This window comes from Streptomyces sp. A3M-1-3, from assembly GCF_024213665.1.
Classification (GTDB): domain Bacteria; phylum Actinomycetota; class Actinomycetes; order Streptomycetales; family Streptomycetaceae; genus Streptomyces.
Genome location: NZ_JANAVP010000006.1, coordinates 183,394 through 201,100, shown reverse-complemented (window position 1 = coordinate 201,100; position 17,707 = coordinate 183,394). Strand labels below are relative to the sequence as shown.

General features: G+C 72.3%; 15 protein-coding genes. 9 read left to right on the top strand and 6 right to left on the bottom strand.

Going from position 1 to position 17,707, the window contains the following annotated elements:
* The first annotated feature begins 42 nt into the window (after positions 1 to 42).
* The 5 genes from NLX86_RS09375 (at position 43) to NLX86_RS34390 (ending at position 5,094) form a co-directional block, all read left to right on the top strand.
* Positions 43 to 549: a hypothetical protein gene (locus NLX86_RS09375; protein WP_254371136.1), complete on the top strand. Its 507-nt coding sequence runs from the start codon at positions 43 to 45 to the stop codon at positions 547 to 549.
* Positions 550 to 614: 65 nt separating this feature from the next.
* Positions 615 to 1,496, top strand: coding sequence for an oxygenase MpaB family protein (locus tag NLX86_RS09370; RefSeq protein ID WP_254371135.1), 882 nt, complete (start codon positions 615 to 617; stop codon positions 1,494 to 1,496).
* A gap of 84 nt (positions 1,497 to 1,580) precedes the next feature.
* The gene (locus NLX86_RS09365; RefSeq protein WP_374213853.1) at positions 1,581 to 3,548 is read left to right on the top strand and encodes a Xaa-Pro dipeptidyl-peptidase; all 1,968 of its coding nucleotides are present in this window, start codon (positions 1,581 to 1,583) and stop codon (positions 3,546 to 3,548) included.
* A gap of 113 nt (positions 3,549 to 3,661) precedes the next feature.
* On the top strand, positions 3,662 to 4,936 hold the full coding sequence (locus NLX86_RS09360) for a M14 family metallocarboxypeptidase (RefSeq protein ID WP_254371134.1): 1,275 nt from the start codon (positions 3,662 to 3,664) through the stop codon (positions 4,934 to 4,936).
* A 23-nt stretch (positions 4,937 to 4,959) separates the two neighbouring features.
* Positions 4,960 to 5,094: a hypothetical protein gene (locus NLX86_RS34390; protein WP_302061178.1), complete on the top strand. Its 135-nt coding sequence runs from the start codon at positions 4,960 to 4,962 to the stop codon at positions 5,092 to 5,094.
* 22 nt (positions 5,095 to 5,116) lie between these two features.
* On the opposite strand, the gene glpK is transcribed toward NLX86_RS34390, so the two are convergent.
* The 3 genes from glpK to NLX86_RS09345 form a co-directional block, all read right to left on the bottom strand.
* The gene (gene glpK / locus NLX86_RS09355) at positions 5,117 to 6,634 is read right to left on the bottom strand and encodes a glycerol kinase GlpK (RefSeq protein WP_254371133.1); all 1,518 of its coding nucleotides are present in this window, start codon (positions 6,632 to 6,634) and stop codon (positions 5,117 to 5,119) included.
* A gap of 54 nt (positions 6,635 to 6,688) precedes the next feature.
* Positions 6,689 to 7,534 carry an MIP/aquaporin family protein gene (locus NLX86_RS09350; protein WP_254371132.1) on the bottom strand — a complete coding sequence of 282 codons (846 nt, stop codon included), beginning with the start codon at positions 7,532 to 7,534 and terminating at the stop codon, positions 6,689 to 6,691.
* 188 nt (positions 7,535 to 7,722) lie between these two features.
* Positions 7,723 to 8,670 (bottom strand): FAD-dependent oxidoreductase, encoded by a 948-nt coding sequence (locus NLX86_RS09345; protein ID WP_254371131.1) that lies wholly within the window; start codon positions 8,668 to 8,670, stop codon positions 7,723 to 7,725.
* Between the two features lie 90 nt (positions 8,671 to 8,760).
* Between NLX86_RS09345 and NLX86_RS09340 the strand changes: the two genes are divergently transcribed.
* The gene (locus NLX86_RS09340; RefSeq protein ID WP_254371130.1) at positions 8,761 to 9,795 is read left to right on the top strand and encodes an oxidoreductase; all 1,035 of its coding nucleotides are present in this window, start codon (positions 8,761 to 8,763) and stop codon (positions 9,793 to 9,795) included.
* Positions 9,796 to 9,954: 159 nt separating this feature from the next.
* Positions 9,955 to 11,592 carry an ABC-F family ATP-binding cassette domain-containing protein gene (locus NLX86_RS09335; RefSeq protein WP_254371129.1) on the top strand — a complete coding sequence of 546 codons (1,638 nt, stop codon included), beginning with the start codon at positions 9,955 to 9,957 and terminating at the stop codon, positions 11,590 to 11,592.
* 285 nt (positions 11,593 to 11,877) lie between these two features.
* Here the strand turns inward: NLX86_RS09335 and NLX86_RS09330 are convergent, their stop codons facing one another.
* Complete coding sequence (locus tag NLX86_RS09330; protein WP_254371128.1) at positions 11,878 to 14,229, bottom strand: Tex family protein; 2,352 nt, start codon at positions 14,227 to 14,229, stop codon at positions 11,878 to 11,880.
* 92 nt (positions 14,230 to 14,321) lie between these two features.
* On the bottom strand, positions 14,322 to 15,185 hold the full coding sequence (locus NLX86_RS09325; RefSeq protein ID WP_254371127.1) for a hypothetical protein: 864 nt from the start codon (positions 15,183 to 15,185) through the stop codon (positions 14,322 to 14,324).
* A gap of 133 nt (positions 15,186 to 15,318) precedes the next feature.
* Between NLX86_RS09325 and NLX86_RS09320 the strand changes: the two genes are divergently transcribed.
* Both NLX86_RS09320 and NLX86_RS09315 read left to right on the top strand, forming a co-directional pair.
* Complete coding sequence (locus tag NLX86_RS09320) at positions 15,319 to 16,299, top strand: GlxA family transcriptional regulator (RefSeq protein ID WP_254371126.1); 981 nt, start codon at positions 15,319 to 15,321, stop codon at positions 16,297 to 16,299.
* Between the two features lie 14 nt (positions 16,300 to 16,313).
* Positions 16,314 to 16,952 (top strand): DJ-1/PfpI family protein, encoded by a 639-nt coding sequence (locus NLX86_RS09315; RefSeq protein WP_254371125.1) that lies wholly within the window; start codon positions 16,314 to 16,316, stop codon positions 16,950 to 16,952.
* Here NLX86_RS09315 and NLX86_RS09310 read toward each other — a convergent pair whose 3' ends face one another.
* Positions 16,953 to 17,705 (bottom strand): enoyl-CoA hydratase/isomerase family protein, encoded by a 753-nt coding sequence (locus NLX86_RS09310; RefSeq protein ID WP_254371124.1) that lies wholly within the window; start codon positions 17,703 to 17,705, stop codon positions 16,953 to 16,955. It abuts the gene before it with no gap.
* Positions 17,706 to 17,707 lie beyond the last annotated feature (2 nt).

Here is a 17,707-nt window from a genome sequence, read left to right as displayed (position 1 = left end):
GCCGCACGGTAGTTCAGGCCGGGGGACGGGTAATCCACGACCATGGAACTGCTTCCGCTGGACATCGGCCCGCTCAACCCGACCCTGCCGGACATGCTCGCCGGCCTGGTGCTGTTCGCGGTGTCCTTCCTTGTGCTCGCGAAGGTGCTGCTGCCCCGAATCGCGCGGGTCCTGGCGGAACGCGAGGCCGCGATCGACGGGGTGAGCGCGCAGGCCGCGGACCTGCGTGCGCAGGCGGCGAAGGTGCGGGCGGACATGCTGGCCGAGCGAGCCGCGGGCCGGCACGCAGCGGCCGCGATCCGCTCCCGCGCCCACGAGGAGGGCATGGCCCTCATAGCCGACGCCCGCGCGCAGGCGCTGCGCGAGCGCGAGGCGATCGTGGCGGCCGGGCAGGCCGCCATCGCCGCCGAGCGCACGGTCGCCGAGGCGGAACTGCACGCGTACATAGGTGTGTGGGGCGTGGAACTGGCGAGCCGGATCGTGGGCGAGCGCCTGTCAGTGCCCGCCCCGGCGGCCCCGGCTGCCGAGGACCGTGCGGCGGACGCCTGATCCGTACACCCGCGGCTCCCGCCGTTGATCGCATACTGGGAGGGAGGAGACCGGGGAGCCGCCGTATGCATGAGGACCTTCACGAGGATCCCGCACCGCCCCCGCCCGGTGGCGTCCTGTGGAGCCTGGCCGGCGACATTCGCGCGCTGCTGATGCTGCCCGCCGCGCTCACGATGCAGGTCGCCCACCCGGCGGTCGGAGCGGGCGTCGACGAGCACTCGGTCTTCCGCAGCGACCCCTGGGGACGCGGCGAGCGGTCGCTGCGCTCCGTCCAGCTGTGGGTGTACGGCGGCGACGCGGCCGCAGAGGAGGGCCGGCGGCTGAGGAAGCTGCACCGGACCATCCAGGGCACGGACGCGCACGGCCGCCGCTACCACGCGCTGGACCCGGCCTACTACTCCTGGGTCCACGCCACCGGCTTCCCGGTCTACCGCAACGCGGTGCGCTACCTCGTCCGCCCGCTCGACGAGGCGGAGGAGCGTCAGCTGTACGCGGAGTGGCTCCAGGTCGGCCGTATCCTCGGCATCCGCGACCGGGACATGCCGCAGACCGTCGAGGAGTTCTGGCCGTACTACCGCAAGATCCTCGCCGACGAGCTCGAAGCCACCGTCGTCGTACGGGAACTCGTCGCCACCGACGCCCCGGTGCCGCCGCCGGACCGCGGCCCGCGGCCGGTGCGGCTGCTGACGCGGGCACTGTGGCCGCTGCTGCTCCCGCCGCTCGCGCGCTTCCGGTCGTTCGTCACGATCGGCTACATGCCGCCGGACGCCCGCGACGCCATCGGGCTGGCCTGGAGCGACGCCCAGGAGCGCAGGCTCCGCCGGTTCAGCGCCGTCGTCCGGACGGTGGTGCCGGTGCTGCCCGAACGGCTGCGCTATCTGCCGATGGCGCGTGAGGCGCGCGCCCGCGAACGGCAGCGGGCGCGTCGCCCCGCCACCGCCCGCTGACCGGAACCAGGCGTCCCGTCAGTCGCATTCGTCCCCCAATCGCCCTCTGTCGCACGGGAGTTGACCGGAGTACCGTCCCCGCCCGTGGCGATACGTGCGCGGGGCACCCGCATCCAGTGGAGATCGTTCGTAGTGGCGGCCGTGGCCGCCCTGATGGCCGTGCTGCTCTCGCCGGCCGGCGCCGCCCAGGGCGCGCCCCGCGAGAGCCGGCCCGTCTACTCGTACGAGAACGCGATACGCGAGTCCGTCTGGGTGGACACCCGGATCGACGGCGACGCGGACGGAAAGACAGACCGGGTCGCCGTCGACATCGTCCGCCCGCGCGAGCCCGCGCAGTCCGGCCGCAAGATACCCGTGATCATGGACGCGAGCCCGTACTACGCCTGCTGCGGGCGCGGCAACGAGAGCCAGAAGAAGACGTACGACGCCCACGGCAACGTGGTCCAGGCGCCCCTGTTCTACGACAACTACTTCGTGCCCCGCGGCTATGCGATGGTCATGGTCGACCTGGCCGGCACCAACCGCTCCGACGGCTGTGTCGACGTCGGCGGCCGCTCCGACGTCCAGTCCGCCGCTTCGGTCGTCGACTGGCTGAACGGCCGTGCCCGCGGCTACAGCAGCCGCACCGGCGACAGCCGCGTCAAGGCCGGCTGGACCACCGGCAACGTCGGCATGATCGGCAAGAGTTACGACGGCACCGTCGCCAACGGTGTGGCCGCCACCGGCGTCGAGGGCCTGAAGACCATCGTCCCGATCGGCGCCATCTCCTCCTGGTACGACTACTACTTCGCCAAGGGCGCCCCGCTCTACGACAGCGGCCCCGACTGGCTCTCCAACTACGTCGAGAGCCCCGCCGCCCGCGCCCGCTGCGCCGCCGTACAGCAGCGGCTCGTCGACGAGGCCCCGCGCACCGGCGACTGGACCCGGCTGTGGAACGAGCGCGACCACGTCAAGGACGCCGACGAGGTGACCGCCAGTGTCTTCCTCGTCCACGGCATGCAGGACCTCAACGTCCGCGCCAAGCACTTCGGGCAGTGGTGGGACGCCCTCGCCGAAGAGGGAGTCGAGCGCAAGATCTGGCTGTCGCAGACCGGGCACGTCGACCCGTTCGACTTCCGCCGCGCCGAGTGGGTCACGACCCTGCACCGCTGGTTCGACCATGAACTCCTCGGCTACGACAACGGCATCGACCGTGAGCCGATGGCCGACATCGAGCGCGCCCCCGGCCAGTGGTCCACCGACAAGGTCTGGCCGCCCCGCGCCACCGACCTGACCGAAGTCCGTCCCGCCAAGGGTGCTTTTGCCGGTGTCGGCACGCTCGGTCCGAAGCCCTCGGCGCCCGGCGCCACCGAGACGTTCACCGACGACCCGCAGCTCAGCGAGACCGACTGGGCCGCGCAGATCGACGTATCGACACCCGGTAAGACCGGCTTCACCACCCGGCCGCTCGCCAGGGACCTGAGGCTGTCCGGCTCGGCCACGGTGACCGTCACCGCCACCCCGTCGACCTCGACCGCCCACCTCTCCGCGGTGCTCGTGGACCTCGGACCGGACACCATCCGCGACTACGCCGCCTCGGGCGAAGGCATCAGCACCCTGCCCGAGCGGACCTGCTGGGGACCGAGCACCGCCGGTGACAGCTCCTGCTTCAAGGAGACGAAGGCGAAGACCAGGGCGGTCGACTACACCGTGTTCAGCCGCGGCTGGGCCGACCTGGGCAACTACGCCTCCGCGAAGAAGGGCCGCCCGCTCACCCCCGGCAAGGCGTACACGATCACCCTCGACCTGGCCGCCAGTGACCATGTCGTCCCGGCCGGACACCGGCTCGCCCTCATCATCGCCGGCACGGACGCGGGCCTCATCGATCCGCCGGCCGGCCGGCCGACCGTCACCGTCGACCTGGCCCGCACCTTCGCGGACATCCCGGTCGTCGGCGGGGCCGGGGCGTTCGCCCGCGCCACCTCGGGCCCCGCGCCCGAGGCCGCGCCCTTCGAGTCCCGCCTCGACGGCGTGGCCGGGCCGGGCCGCACCCAGCGGGTGCCGGGCGCCTGAACACACAGGGCCGCGCCGGTGGTTCCGGCGCGGCCCTGTCCGCCCCCAACAGGCCCTGACCCGGCCCCGCGCGCCGCCCGTCCGTACATCCGAAGGCCGAGGAGGATCCGCCCATGAGCCGACGAGTCCGTACGTCCCTGCTCGCCGCAGCACTGGCACTCCCGCTGCTGGCGGCCGCCCCGGACCAGGGGAGCGGCGACCGGCCCCGGACCGGTTTCGAGACATCGAACGGCGCCCGCTGGACCACGCAGTCCGAGGAGCAGCACTTCCTCGCCGCCGTCGACCGGGCGAGCGGACGGGTGGCCGTCGACCGCATCGGGACGACCCGCCAGGGCCGGCCGCTGGAGCTCGTACGGATCGGCGCGCCCCGCGCGGCGAACACCCTGCTGCTGATCTGTGCCCAGCACGGCGACGAACCCTCCGGCCGGGAGGCATGTCTGACCACCGTCCGCGATCTCGCGTACGCCGAGGACCAGCGCACCCTGCGCTTCCTGAAGCGCACCACGGTGCTCCTCGTCCCCACCGCCAACCCCGACGGCCGGGCCGCGGACACCCGCGGCAACGCCGACTCCGTCGACATCAACCGCGACCACATCACGCTGGCCACCGCCGAGGGCCGGGCGCTCGCCGCGGTCATCCGCGACCACCGGCCCGACACCGTCTACGACCTGCACGAGTACGGATCCACCTCGCCGTACTACGACAAGGACCTGCTCACCCTGTGGCCGCGCAACCTCAACACCGCCGACGCCGTGCACGGGGAGGCGAAGACGCTCTCCGAGCAGTACGTCCGCCCGGCCGCCGGCGCCGCCGGCCACAGCACCGGCATCTACGGCATCTGGACCGACCCCGTCACCGGCGATCCGGTCCGGCAGGTCGCGGGCGACGGCCAGGAGCGCATCCTGCGCAACACCGCGGGGGTCAAGCACTCCGTCGGCCTGCTCGTCGAGACCAGGGTCGACCCCCTCACAGACGCCGAGCAGGCGGACCCGGCACTCAACAACCGGCGCCGGGTGCACTCGCAACTCGCCGCCCTCGACGGTGCCTTCGCCTTCACCGGCGAACGCCGGGGGCGGATCGAAGCGGCCACGACCGCAGCGCGCCTGGCCGGGTACGCCGACCGCGGCCCCGTCGCCCTCGGCGGCGCCGACAACGACCCCGCGGAACCCGCCGAGACGATCCAGGACCCGCCGTGCGGCTACCGGCTGACCGCCGCCCAGTACGCGCGCACCGGGGACGAACTCGCCCTGCACGGCGTCGTGGTGCGGCGTGAGGGCGCCGGAGCGTACGTACCCCTGCGGCAGTCGCTGCGCGCGCTCGTCCCGCTGCTCCTCGACGAGCGGGCGGCGTATCACCTCACCGCCGGGCAGCCCGACACCAGCTGCTGACGGCCGTACACGGGGCACATGTGGTGGGGCGTAGCGGAAGCGAGGCGGTCGCGCAGGCCGTGATCGCGGGACACGCGGAGTACGACGGCGACTTCGAACTCCGCATCGGCCCAGGCACAGGCCCGGACACGGAGGGCGACCCGCTCGGCAGGCACTGAGCGTGGCCTGATCGACCCTGGCCTAGTCGACCTTGGCCCAGTCGAGTGTGCGCTCCACCGCCTTCTTCCAGCCCGCGTATCCTTCCGCGCGCTGCTCCTCGGACCACTGGGGCTCCCAGCGCTTGGACTCCTGCCAGTGGGTGCGCAGTTCGTCGGTGTCCCGCCAGAAGCCGGTGGCCAGGCCGGCCGCGTAGGCGGCACCGAGCGCCGTGGTCTCGGCAACGACCGGGCGGCTGACCGGTACGCCGAGGACATCGGCCTGGATCTGCATGCACAGGTCGTTGGCCGTCACGCCGCCGTCGACCTTGAGCACGTCCAGATGGACGCCGGAATCCTGCTCCATGGCCTCCACCACGTCGCGGCTCTGGTAGCAGATGGCTTCCAGGGTGGCCCGCGCCAGGTGCCCGTTGCTGTTGTACCGGGCGAGGCCGACGATCGCGCCGCGGGCGTCGGAGCGCCAGTACGGGGCGAACAGGCCCGAGAAGGCGGGGACGAAGTACATGCCGCCGTTGTCCTCGACGGTGCTGGCCAGACGCTCGCTCTCGGCGGCGTCATTGATGATCTTCATCTGGTCGCGCAGCCATTGCACCGCGGACCCGGTGACCGCGATGGAGCCCTCCAGGGCGTAGATGGCCGGGCTGTCGCCGAACTGGTACGCCACGGTGGTGAGAAGGCCGTGCTGCGAGCGGACCAGTTCGGTGCCGGTGTTGAGCACCAGGAAGTTGCCGGTGCCGTAGGTGTTCTTGGCTTCGCCGGGCGCGTAGCAGACCTGCCCGACGGTGGCCGCCTGCTGGTCGCCGAGCATCCCGGTGATCGGGATGGCGGCGCGCAGCGGCCGGGAGGTACGGGTCTCGCCGTACGCCTCCCGGTGGGAGGACGGGCTGATGGTGGGCAGCATCGCCCGGGGGATGTCGAAGAACCCCAGCAACTCGTCGTCCCAGTCGAGGGTTTCCAGGTTCATCAGCATGGTGCGGCTGGCGTTGGTCACGTCGGTGGCGTGGATTCCGCCCTCCGGGCCGCCGGTGAGGTTCCACAGCACCCAGCAGTCCGTGTTGCCGAAGAGGGCATGGCCCTGCTCCGCCGCCTCGCGGACGCCGTCGACGTTCTCCAGAATCCACTGGATCTTGCCGCCGGAGAAGTAGGTGGCCGGCGGCAGGCCCGCCTTGCGGCGGATGACGTCGCCCTGGCCCGAGCGTTCCAGGGCGGCCGCGATGGAGTCGGTGCGGGTGTCCTGCCACACGATGGCGTTGTAGTAGGGACGGCCGTTGCGGGGGTCCCAGACAACGGTCGTCTCCCGCTGGTTGGTGATGCCGATCGCCGCCAGGTCGGACGGGGAAAGGTTGCCGTGCCGGAGGGCGTTCTGGATCACCGAATTGGTGCGTTCCCAGATCTCCACCGGGTCGTGCTCGACCCACCCCGAGCGGGGGAGTATCTGGGCGTGCTCCAGCTGGTGCTTCGCCACTTCGTTGCCGGCATGGTCGAAGATCATGAAACGGGAGCTGGTGGTTCCCTGGTCCACTGCGCCGACGAAGTCCGCCATGGCTTGCCGCCTCTCCTGTGGGATGAACTGGGTTGCGGCCTCACGCAGGGCCGGTCAGTCCTGGGGGGTAGGGACGCGTCCGGGGGGCTCCGGTTCCGCGGTCGGCAGGAACCGGCCGATGAGGAACTTGTACAGGCCCGCTCCGAGCAGACCGCCGATCAGCGGGCCGAGGATCGGCACCCAGAAGTAGAGGTTCCCGTACTGATCTCGCCACGCTCCGCCGTATCCGGTGAAGAAGCTGGCCAGCCGGGGACCGAAGTCACGTGCGGGGTTGATCGCGTAGCCCGCGTTGGTGCCCCACGCCATGCCGATCCCCACGACGACCAGGCCGATGATGAAGGGGGCCAGGTTGGCGCCGGGGGGTGTGTTGAGCAGGTCTGTGATCGCCATGATCAGCAGCAGCAGGATCGCGGTGCCGATGACCTGGTCACGGAAGGCGCCCCACTCGCTGACCGGCAGATTCGGATTGCCGTTGGCGGGCAGCGTGGAGAAGACGCCCTGCGTCTTGATGGTGTGGGTGGGGTCGGCCTTCGCCAGCGCCTCGGTGTAGTTCCAGCGCACCAGCAGGGCTGCCACGAAGGCGCCGGCCGTCTGGGCCAGCGCGTAGGGCGCCACCTTGCTCCACGGAAAACCCTTGAACACAGCCAGGGCCAGGGTCACCGCGGGATTGATGTGAGCACCACTCAATCGCGCCGCCACATAGACGCCGAGGGTGACGCCGAGGCCCCATGCCCAGGAAATGCTGTCGTGGTCTCCGAGGCCGCCCGCGGGATCCGTGAGGGCTCCGCCGGCGACCACTTGAGCCACCACACCGCAACCGAAGAGGATGAGAACCATCGTGCCGGCGAATTCGGCGGAAAGTTCGCCGATCAGCCCTGACCTTTTAAGCCGTTCAGCCATGGGAGCCCGCTTCCCGCCGGCTCAGGACCGGCCGTCGCTTGCCCGATTCCCCCAGGACGTCATGGTATGACGATCAAGAGTCAGCCGCATGTGAGGCGACGGGGCTCCGCACCTGACCAGGGCGGATACCCGCGGCGGGGATGCCCGGCGGCGGCCTCGTGCAGGCGAGCGGGGCAGGGCCGGCCGTCCTATGTCCGGACGAGTCGCGCTGCCGCCTGCGCGCAGCCCCACGCGACCGTGATGCCCGCGCCCCCGTGGCCGTAGTTGTGTACGCACAGCGTCCCCGACGGCAGCCGTTCCGGCTCGAGCCGCACCCCGCCGTCGCGGGCCGGGCGCAGACCCACCCGGTGCCCAAGGACCTTCGCGCCGGCCAGCTCGGGACGGATCCGCGCGCAGCGCTCGACGATCGCGTGGGCGGTCGCCGGATCGGGCTCCCGGTCCCAGGAGTCCTCCTCGGCCGTACCGCCGAGCACCACCCCGTACGGCTGCGGGAAGATGTACGCCGTCTCGCTCGACGCATGGTCCGCCGCCACGAACCACTCCTCGATCCCCGGGTTCTCTACGATCACCAACTGGCCGCGCACCGGCCGGACCTGGGGGTCCGGCACCAACTCGCGGGCGCCGATCCCGGCGCAGTTGACGACCACGGGCCCCGCCTCTGCCAGTGTCCGGATCTCGCGCCGCTCCACCACCCCGCCCGCCGCCTCCAGCCGCCAGCGCAGATACCGCAGATGCGCGGGCATGTCGATCAGCGGGAGACGGGCGCGCAGCCCGTACCCGTACCCGGCCGGCAGCTCCTCCGCCGTCGCGTCACGCAGTCCCGGCACCTCGGCGGTCCACGGCCCCAGCCCGGCCACCGCCGTGTCCGCCATAAACCCAGGGACCAGCCGAACGCCGGTCTCCGCCGGCCGCTCGGCCAACCCCGTGTTCACCCGCAGCGAGGCGAGCGACCATGCGCCCACCAGCTCCTCGGGCTGGACGCGATACGGCCACCACAGCGCACCGGCCACCGCCGAGACCGTGTCCGTCCCGGCCTCACGGGCCCACACCCGGACCCGACGGCCGTCCTCCGCGAGCGTGATCGCCGTGGTCAGCCCGATGACCCCGGCCCCGACCACCACTACGTCGTCGATCATTCCCGGACGGTACCGCGCCCCCGCGGCCCCCGCCGAGCGGAATGTGGGATGCCGTGCTCACATCACGCCCCCGCTGGGGATACTCAGGACATGTCAGCCGAGTACGCGACTTTCGCACTGGCTCCCGCGGTCCGCGCCGGGGGTGTTCTCACCAACGGTTCGTACCAAGCCCACCGGGATTTCCTCGACTTCGTGGTGAACGGCAGGCCGCTGCTGTTCCAGCTCTCCGACCTCGACGCGGTCTCGCCGCTCGCCTCCGACGTGCCGCCCGCGATCTTCACCGCACATGTCCGGGCGCTGCTGTTCGAAGCGGACGCTCCGCTGGCCGGCGGCCGCTACATCATCTACGGGTGCCCCGAGTGCGAGGGCCTCGAATGCGGGGCGGTCACCGCCGCCATAGAGCGGGGCGGACGGGACGGACAGGACTTCGTCTGGCGGGACTTCGCCTGGCAGACGGACGAGACGGCCGACCTGGAGCGCAACGGCTACCACGGGATAGGGCCGTTCCGCTTCCGCGGCGGACAGTACCGGGAAGAACTGGAGAAGCTGCTGACCGACGGCGAACGCGCGGCCCCGGCCCGTCGTGTGCTGCTGATCGGGGCCCGCGTCGCCGTCCTCGCCAAGCTCGCCGCAGCCCTGCGTACCATCGGCATCGGCGCGGAGATCACCCACGACGCGGCTGCCGTCCCCGCCGACGAACTCCGCACGTACGGCGCGGTGGCCTTCGGCCGCGCCGTGAGCGAGCGGGAACGCGCCGCCGTGCGGGGGGCGTTCAGCGCGGCGGGCGTCGACGTCGCGTACGTCAACGGGCTCGCCCCGATCATCCCGCTCCTCGTCGCGCAGATCGAACACGCGCTGGACCGAAGCCCGCTGGAGCGCCGCCGGCTCACCGGACTCGTCGTGACGGACGGCGAGGCCGGGGTGGAGGTGACCTCCGGATGCCGGGTGCAGCTGATCGCGTACCGCCTCGACCGGCTGTACCGGACGCACGCGCAGGAGCTCTTCGACGGCAGTCTGGAACCGGGCACCCACAGAATTCCGCTGGACGGCCGGGCCACGAAGGGGGAGTCCTTCATCGTGGCGCGCACCACGGGGAGCGTACTGGTCGCGCCGATGGTGCGATGACGCCGCCGATGGCCCCGCGCACCGGGCCCCGCGCCCCGGGCCCCGCGCCGGCCTGCGGCGCCCCGGGAGCCGACGGTCGTCGTCCCCGGCCCCGAGCAGTAACGCATCGGGTACCAATCGGCGGGGCCGGCGTGAACCCCGATTAGGATCGGTCTCCTCATGACTGCAACCCTCGTCGCCAAGGACCTCGCCGCCGGCCACGGCGCACGCTCGCTCTTCTCCGGGCTCGACCTCGTCGTCGCGCCCGGCGACGTCATCGGCCTCGTCGGCGTCAACGGCGCCGGCAAATCCACCCTCCTGCGCCTCCTCGCGGGCCTCGACACCCCCGAGGGCGGCGAGCTGCGCCTCTCGCCGCCCTCGGCCACCGTCGGCCACCTCCCGCAGGAGCCGGAGCGGCGGGCGGCGGAGTCGGTACGGGACTTCCTGGCCCGCCGCACCGGGGTCGCCGCCGCGCAGCTCGCGCTCGACGAGGCCACCCAGGCCCTCGTCGACGGTGCGCCCGGAGCCGACGACGCGTACGCCACGAGCCTGGACCGCTGGCTGCACCTCGGCGGCGCGGACCTCGACGAGCGGGCGGAGGAGGTCGCGGACTCCCTCGGCCTCACCATCGGCCTCGACCTCCCGATGACGGCGCTCTCCGGCGGCCAGGCGGCCCGCGCCGGCCTCGCCTCGCTCCTCCTCTCCCGCTATGACGTCTTCCTGCTGGACGAGCCCACGAACGACCTCGACCTCGACGGGCTCGACCGGCTCGAATCCTTCGTCAAGGGGCTGCGAGCCGGCACGGTCGTGGTCAGCCACGACCGCGAGTTCCTGACCCGGACCGTGACCAAGGTCCTGGAGCTCGACCTCGCGCAGCAGCAGATCAACCTCTACGGCGGCGGCTACGGCGCGTACCTGGAGGAGCGGGAGACGGCCCGCCGGCACGCCCGCGAGTCGTTCGAGGAGTACGCGGACAAGAAGGACGCCCTCGAGGGCCGGGCGCAGATGCAGCGGTCCTGGATGGACAAGGGCGTCAAGAACGCCCGCCGGAAGGCGGGCGACAACGACAAGCTCGGACGCAAGTTCCGCAGCGAGGCGAGCGAGAAGCAGGCGTCCAAGGCGCGCCAGACGCAGCGGATGATCGAGCGGCTCGATGTGGTCGAGGAGCCGCGCAAGGAGTGGGAGCTCCGGATGGAGATCGCGGCCGCCCCGCGCTCCGGCTCGGTCGTCGCGACCCTGCGCGACGCGGAGATCCGCCGCGGTGACTTCACCCTCGGTCCCGCGACCCTGCAGATCGACTGGGCCGACCGGGTCGCGATCACCGGAGCCAACGGCTCCGGCAAATCCACGCTACTGGCGGCGCTGCTCGGCCGCCTCCCGCTGGACGCGGGGCACGCCACGCTCGGCTCGGGCGTCGTGGTCGGCGAGGTCGACCAGGCGCGCGGGCTGTTCCTGGGGGACGAGCCGCTGCTGGACGCGTTCTGCGCGGCGGTGCCCGACACGGAGCCGGCCGAGGTACGCACACTCCTGGCGAAGTTCGGCCTGCGAGCGGAGCACGTCCTGCGCCCGGCGGCGACGCTGTCCCCGGGCGAACGCACCCGCGCGGCGCTCGCGCTGCTCCAGGGGCGGGGCGTGAACCTGCTCGTCCTCGACGAGCCGACGAACCACCTGGACCTGCCGGCGATCGAGCAACTGGAGTCGGCCCTCGCGATGTACGAGGGAACACTGCTGCTGGTCACCCACGACCGCCGCATGCTGGACGCGGTCCACATGACGCGGCGCATCGAAGTGACGACGGGCAAGATCACAGAACGCTGACCCCGACCCATGGGCATGGGGCTTGCGCCCCGGCCCGTACGAGACTGCGTTCCCGCGCCGGGCGGACCTGAGGCGCCACCGCCGCCTCCGCGGGCGGCGCGAAGCTGCCGCCCCTCGTGGCGGGCCACTCCCGGTGCCCCGGGGGTGTGGGGGTACCGTACCCGCACACCACTGGGCGGGCGGGCGGGCGGCGGGACGCTGTCCCACCCACCCGCCCAGTGGTGTGCGGGTGGGTGGGACAGCGTCCCGCCGCGCAGCGGCGCGCCACCGCCCCCACGCCCGGCGTCAGCCGCGTCGCTTCGGGTCCGTCAGGCCGGCCCTGCGCAGGGCGTCGGCCATCGCGCTGTTGGCCGGCGGGGGTGACTGGCGGCCGCCGCCTCCGCGGGCGGCGGGTTGTTCGCGGCGCTGCCTCGGCGGGCGGCCCCCGCGGTCACGGGACGCCGGCGCCGAGCCGCTCGCGCTCGCCTCGTCCTCCAGGCGCAGCGTCAGCGAGATCCGCTTGCGCGGGATGTCGACATCCAGCACCTTCACCCGCACGATGTCGCCCGGCTTCACCACATCCCGCGGGTCCTTGACGAACGTCTTCGACATCGCCGAGACATGGACCAGGCCGTCCTGGTGGACACCGACATCCACGAAGGCGCCGAACGCGGCGACATTCGTCACCACGCCCTCCAGCAGCATCCCCGGCGCCAGGTCCCCGATCTTCTCGACGCCTTCCTTGAAGCTCGCCGTCTTGAACGCGGGCCGCGGGTCGCGCCCCGGCTTCTCCAGCTCGCGCAGGATGTCCGTCACGGTCGGCAGACCGAAGGAGTCGTTCACGAAGTCGGCCGGCTTCAGCGACCGCAGCACCGCCGTGTTGCCGACCAGCGCCGCGACCTCGCTGCCCACCGACTTCCCCATCGCCCGCACCACCGGGTACGCCTCCGGGTGCACGCTCGACCCGTCGAGCGGGTCGTCGCCGCCCCGGATCCGCAGGAAGCCCGCACACTGCTCGTACGCCTTGGGGCCCAGCCGCGCCACGTCCTTCAGCGCTTTCCGGGACCGGAAGGGCCCGTTCGCGTCGCGGTGCGCGACGATGTTCTCGGCGAGGCCCGAGCCAATGCCCGACACGCGGGAGAGCAGCGGCGCGGACGCCGTGTTCACGTCGACACCGACGCCGTTCACACAGTCCTCGACCACCGCGTCGAGCGAGCGGGACAGCTTCACCTCGGACAGGTCGTGCTGGTACTGGCCGACACCGATCGACTTGGGGTCGATCTTCACCAGCTCGGCCAGCGGGTCCTGCAACCGCCGCGCGATCGACACCGCCCCACGGATCGACACATCGAGGTCGGGCAGCTCCTGCGAGGCGAAGGCCGACGCCGAGTAGACCGAGGCGCCCGCCTCCGAGACCATGACCTTCGTCAGCTTCAACTCGGTGTGCTTGTCGCACAGTTCACCGGCGAGCTTGTCGGTCTCGCGGGACGCCGTGCCGTTGCCGATGGCGATGAGCTCGACGGAGTGCTCCTTCGCCAGCCGGGCGAGCTTCGCCAGCGACTCGTCCCACTTGTTGGCCGGGACGTGCGGATAGATCGTGTCCGTGGCGACGACCTTCCCGGTCGCGTCCACGACAGCCACCTTCACGCCCGTACGGAAGCCGGGGTCGAGCCCCAGCGTCGCCCGCGTCCCGGCGGGCGCGGCCAGCAGCAGGTCCCGCAGGTTCGCCGCGAAGACGCGCACCGCCTCGTCCTCCGCGGCCTGCCGCAGCCGCAGCCGCAGATCGATGCCCAGGTGGACCAGGATCCGGGTCCGCCACGCCCAGCGCACCGTGTCCGCCAGCCACTTGTCGGCCGGACGGCCCCGATCCGCCACGCCGAAGCGCCGGGCGACCATCCCCTCGTACGTCGAAGGGCCGGGCACGTCCGACGGCTCCTCGGGCTCCAGCACCAGGTCGAGTACGTCCTCCTTCTCGCCCCGGAGCATGGCCAGCACCCGGTGCGAGGGAAGCGCGGTGAACGCCTCCGCGAAGTCGAAGTAGTCGGCGAACTTGGCGCCCGCCTCCTCCTTGCCGTCCCGGACCTTCGCCACGAGCCGCCCGCGCGACCACATCCGCTCGCGCAGCTCACCGATGAGGTCGGCGTCCTCGCCGAACCGCTCCGCCAGGATCGCCCGGGCGCCGTCCAGCGCCGCGGCGCCGTCCGCCACTCCCTTGTCCGGGTCGACGAACGCGGCCGCGGCGGCGAGCGGATCCACCGACGGGTCGCCGAGCAGGCCCTCCGCGAGCGGTTCCAGACCGGCCTCGCGCGCGATCTGCGCCTTCGTCCGGCGCTTCGGCTTGAAGGGGAGGTAGATGTCCTCCAGCCGTGCCTTGGTGTCGGCGGCGCGGATCCGCGCCTCCAGCTCGCCGTCCAGCTTGCCCTGCTCGCGTACGGAGTCGAGGATCGCGGTGCGCCGCTCCTCCAGCTCCCGCAGATAGCGCAGCCGCTCTTCGAGCGTGCGCAGCTGCACGTCGTCGAGCATCTCGGTCGCTTCCTTGCGGTAGCGCGCGATGAACGGAACGGTGGAGCCGCCGTCGAGCAGCTCGACGGCGGCCTTCACCTGCCGCTCCCGTACGCCGAGCTCCTCGGCGATCCTGCCTTCGATGGACGTCGTCACGATGCCGTACCGCCTTCTCGCCTAGCTTGAAGGCAGCATTGTGGCAGGTGGAACCGACAACCGGGGGTTCAGGCCCGGCGCGTCCTGCCGCCTCAGTCCTTGCCGAACGCGTCCGCGGGGAACGCACCGGCGCCCAGCGCGGTGGTCACGAACGCCGTCGCCAGCTCGGTGAGCCGTTCGACGCCCGCCGCGCCCAGGTGCTCGTACGGTGCCCGGTCGAGCCGGTCCGTCTCGGCCTCGATGTCCTTGCGCAGCCCGAGCCCCGCCTCGGTCAACTCGCCCTGCGGGTCGAGCAGTCCGCGGTCCCGCAGCCGGCCGGCCGCCGCCTCCCACTCCGCCCGCGACCAGCCACGGGTGGTGATGGCCCACTTGGGCGCCATGCCCCGGCCGCTCGCGGTATGGCTCACCAGAGCCTCGACGGGGTCGAGTTCCGCGTCGAGGAGTACGGCCAGGTGTCCGTCCCCCCGGTGCTCGCGCAGCAGCGTCGCGGCGTGCCAGTACGCGAGATGGGACTCCTCGGGGACCGGGAGATCGGCGTGCGCGGCGTACAGCGGCCGGGCGTGCAGGGTGCAGCCCTCCGCGGCGCGCAGCGCGAGTGAGGCGGCCTCGGCCAGCTCCGGGGAGGCGACGGCTTCGTCGCCGAGCAGCCGCCGCAGGGTGGTGTCGACGGCGCGCAGCCGCGCCCCGAGGGCGGCCTCGGGGGAGGCGGTGCGCCACACCTGCGGCACGTGGCGGGCGATGAGCGCGTGGTTGAAGTTGTAGAACGTCGCGGCGACCGTGCCCGCGCCGACCGGGCCCATGGCCGAGGCCCGGCCGGCGAAGTACGCGGCGTTGTGGTCCTCGATGCCGATCCCGGCGAATTCCTTGGTGTAGTCGGGGGAGAAGTACACGGCCGAGTGGAGCGGGTTGAGCAGGTTGTGACAGCGGCGGCCGGCGCGGGCGGGTAGCGAAGTCATGGGGACCACGTTACCGACTGGTCAGTACGCGCGAAACCCCGCGGCCCGCAGCATTCGTAACGCAGCACCGTGGCAGGAAAGGTGGGGTATTCGTCATTGCGGACGCCACCGGCCCCCGCGAAGAATCGTGGGCATGGCGCAGCGAACCGACCGGACCGTGCTCGTCCTCCTCTTCGACGACGTGCAGAGCCTTGACGTCAGCGGTCCCGTGGAGGTCTTCACCGGAGCCGCCCTGTACGCCGGCGACCCCGGGGGCGCCTGCCGCATCCGTACCGCGTCGCTCGACGGACGACCCGTGCGCACCTCCAGCCGTCTCACGCTCGTCCCGGACCACAGCCTGGCGGACGCGCCCGTACCCCACACCCTGCTGGTGCCGGGAGGCAAGGGCACCCGCCACCCGGACCCGCGCATGACCGACTGGCTGCGGGAGAACGCCCCGCGCGCGGAGCGCATCGTGTCGGTGTGCACCGGCGCGATCCTGCTGGCGGCGGCGGGACTGCTGGACGGCCGCAGGGCGACGACCCACTGGGCGTACTGCGAACGCCTCGCGCGTGACCACCCGGCCGTCGAGGTCGACCCGGAACCGATCTTCGTACGCGACGGAAACGTGGCGACGTCCGCGGGGGTGACCGCGGGCATCGACCTCGCGCTCGCCCTGGTCGAGGAGGACCTGGGGCGCGACGCCGCGCTCACGGTCGCCCGCCACCTGGTCGTCTTCCTCCGGCGGCCGGGCAACCAGGCGCAGTTCAGCGCCCAGTTGTCGGTACAGACCGCGCGGCGGGAGCCGCTGCGCGAGGTCCAGCAGTGGATCACCGAGCATCCCGACGACGACCTCTCGGTCGAGTCGCTGTCCGCCCGGGCCCGGCTCTCACCCCGCCACTTCGCCCGCGCGTTCCAGGCGGAGACCGGTTCGACGCCAGGCAAGTACGTCGAGCGCGTACGCCTCGAACACGCCCGGCGGCTGTTGGAGGACACCTCCGACGGAGTGGAGGAGATCTCGCGGGCCTGCGGCTACGGCACGCCGGAGGCCATGCGCCGCGCCTTCGTCAGAACACTCGGCTCGGCGCCGGCCGAGTACCGGCGCCGCTTCAGCACCGCACCCATCACCCACTGAACCGAAAGGCAGCCATGCAGATCGCCATTGTCCTGTTCGACCGTTTCACCGCCCTCGACGCGGTAGGACCGTACGAGATCCTCAGCCGCGTCCCGGATGCCGAGACAGTCTTCGTCGCCGAGCAGAGGGGCCCGGTACGCAACGACAACCGCGGCAGCCTCGGGCTCGTCGCCGACCGGACCTTCGCCGAGGTCACCGCCCCCGACATCGTGGTCGTCCCGGGCGGCCCCGGCCAGAGCGCGCAGATGGAGAACGAGACGCTGCTGGACTGGCTGCGCACGGCCGACGCCACCAGCACCTGGACGACGTCCGTGTGTACGGGATCGCTGCTGCTGGCGGCCGCGGGCCTGCTGAAGGGCCGCCGGGCCACTTCGCACTGGCTCGCCCTCGACCACCTGGCGCGGTTCGGCGCGGAGCCCACCGGTGAACGCGTCGTCTTCGACGGCAAGTACGTCATGGCCGCCGGCGTCTCATCGGGCATCGACATGGGCCTCACCTTGCTCGGCAAGGTCGCGGGCGACGAGCACGCCCAGGCCGTTCAGCTGCTGACGGAGTACGACCCCCAGCCGCCCTACGACTGCGGCTCGTCCGCCAAGGCCCCGGCGGCCATGGTCGAAGAGTTCCGGGCCAAGAGCCGGTTCATTCTCCAGTAGTCATGCGCCAGTGGTCCAGGTGAAGCGCGGCTCGCGCCGCTCCAGGAAGGCGGCGACCCCCTCGGCGGTGTCGCCGCTGCCGCGTGCCTGCTCCGCCCAGTAGGCGCTTCGCGCCGGGTCGGCCGGGCCGCCGGCGAACTCCTTCGCCGCCGCCTGCGTGAGCTGCGACCGCGAGGCGAGGACCCGGGTGAACTCCGCCATCCGCTTGTCCAGTTCACCGACGGGCAGCACCTCGTCCACCAGCCCGGTGCGCAGCGCCCGCTCGGTACCGATCAACGCCGCGGAGAACAGCAGGTACTTCGCGGTCGCCGGCCCGACCAGCGAGGCGAGCCGGCGGGTCGAGCCCGCGGGGTAGACGATGCCGAGCTTCGCCGGAGTGACGCCGAAGGAGGCGCCCTCCTCCGCGAAGCGAAGATCGCAGGCCGCGGCCAGCTGGCAGCCGCCGCCCACGCAGTGGCCGCGGATCGCCGCGAGCGTGGGCTTCGGGAAGGCCGCCAGGGCCTCTTCGGCCCGTACCGCGAGGCTCTGCGGATCGCCCGGCTCGCGCAGCGAGGAGATGTCCGCCCCGGCACAGAAGGTGGCCCCGGCGCCGGTCAGCACCAGTACGCGTACGGACGCGTCGGCGGCCAGTTCCCCGAGCAGCTCCGGCAGTCGGCGCCACATCCCCGCCGTCATGGCATTGCGCTTGGCGGGATGGCTTATGACGACGGTGGCGACCCCGTCGGCGACGGTGTGCTGCAGCTGCGGCTCCATGC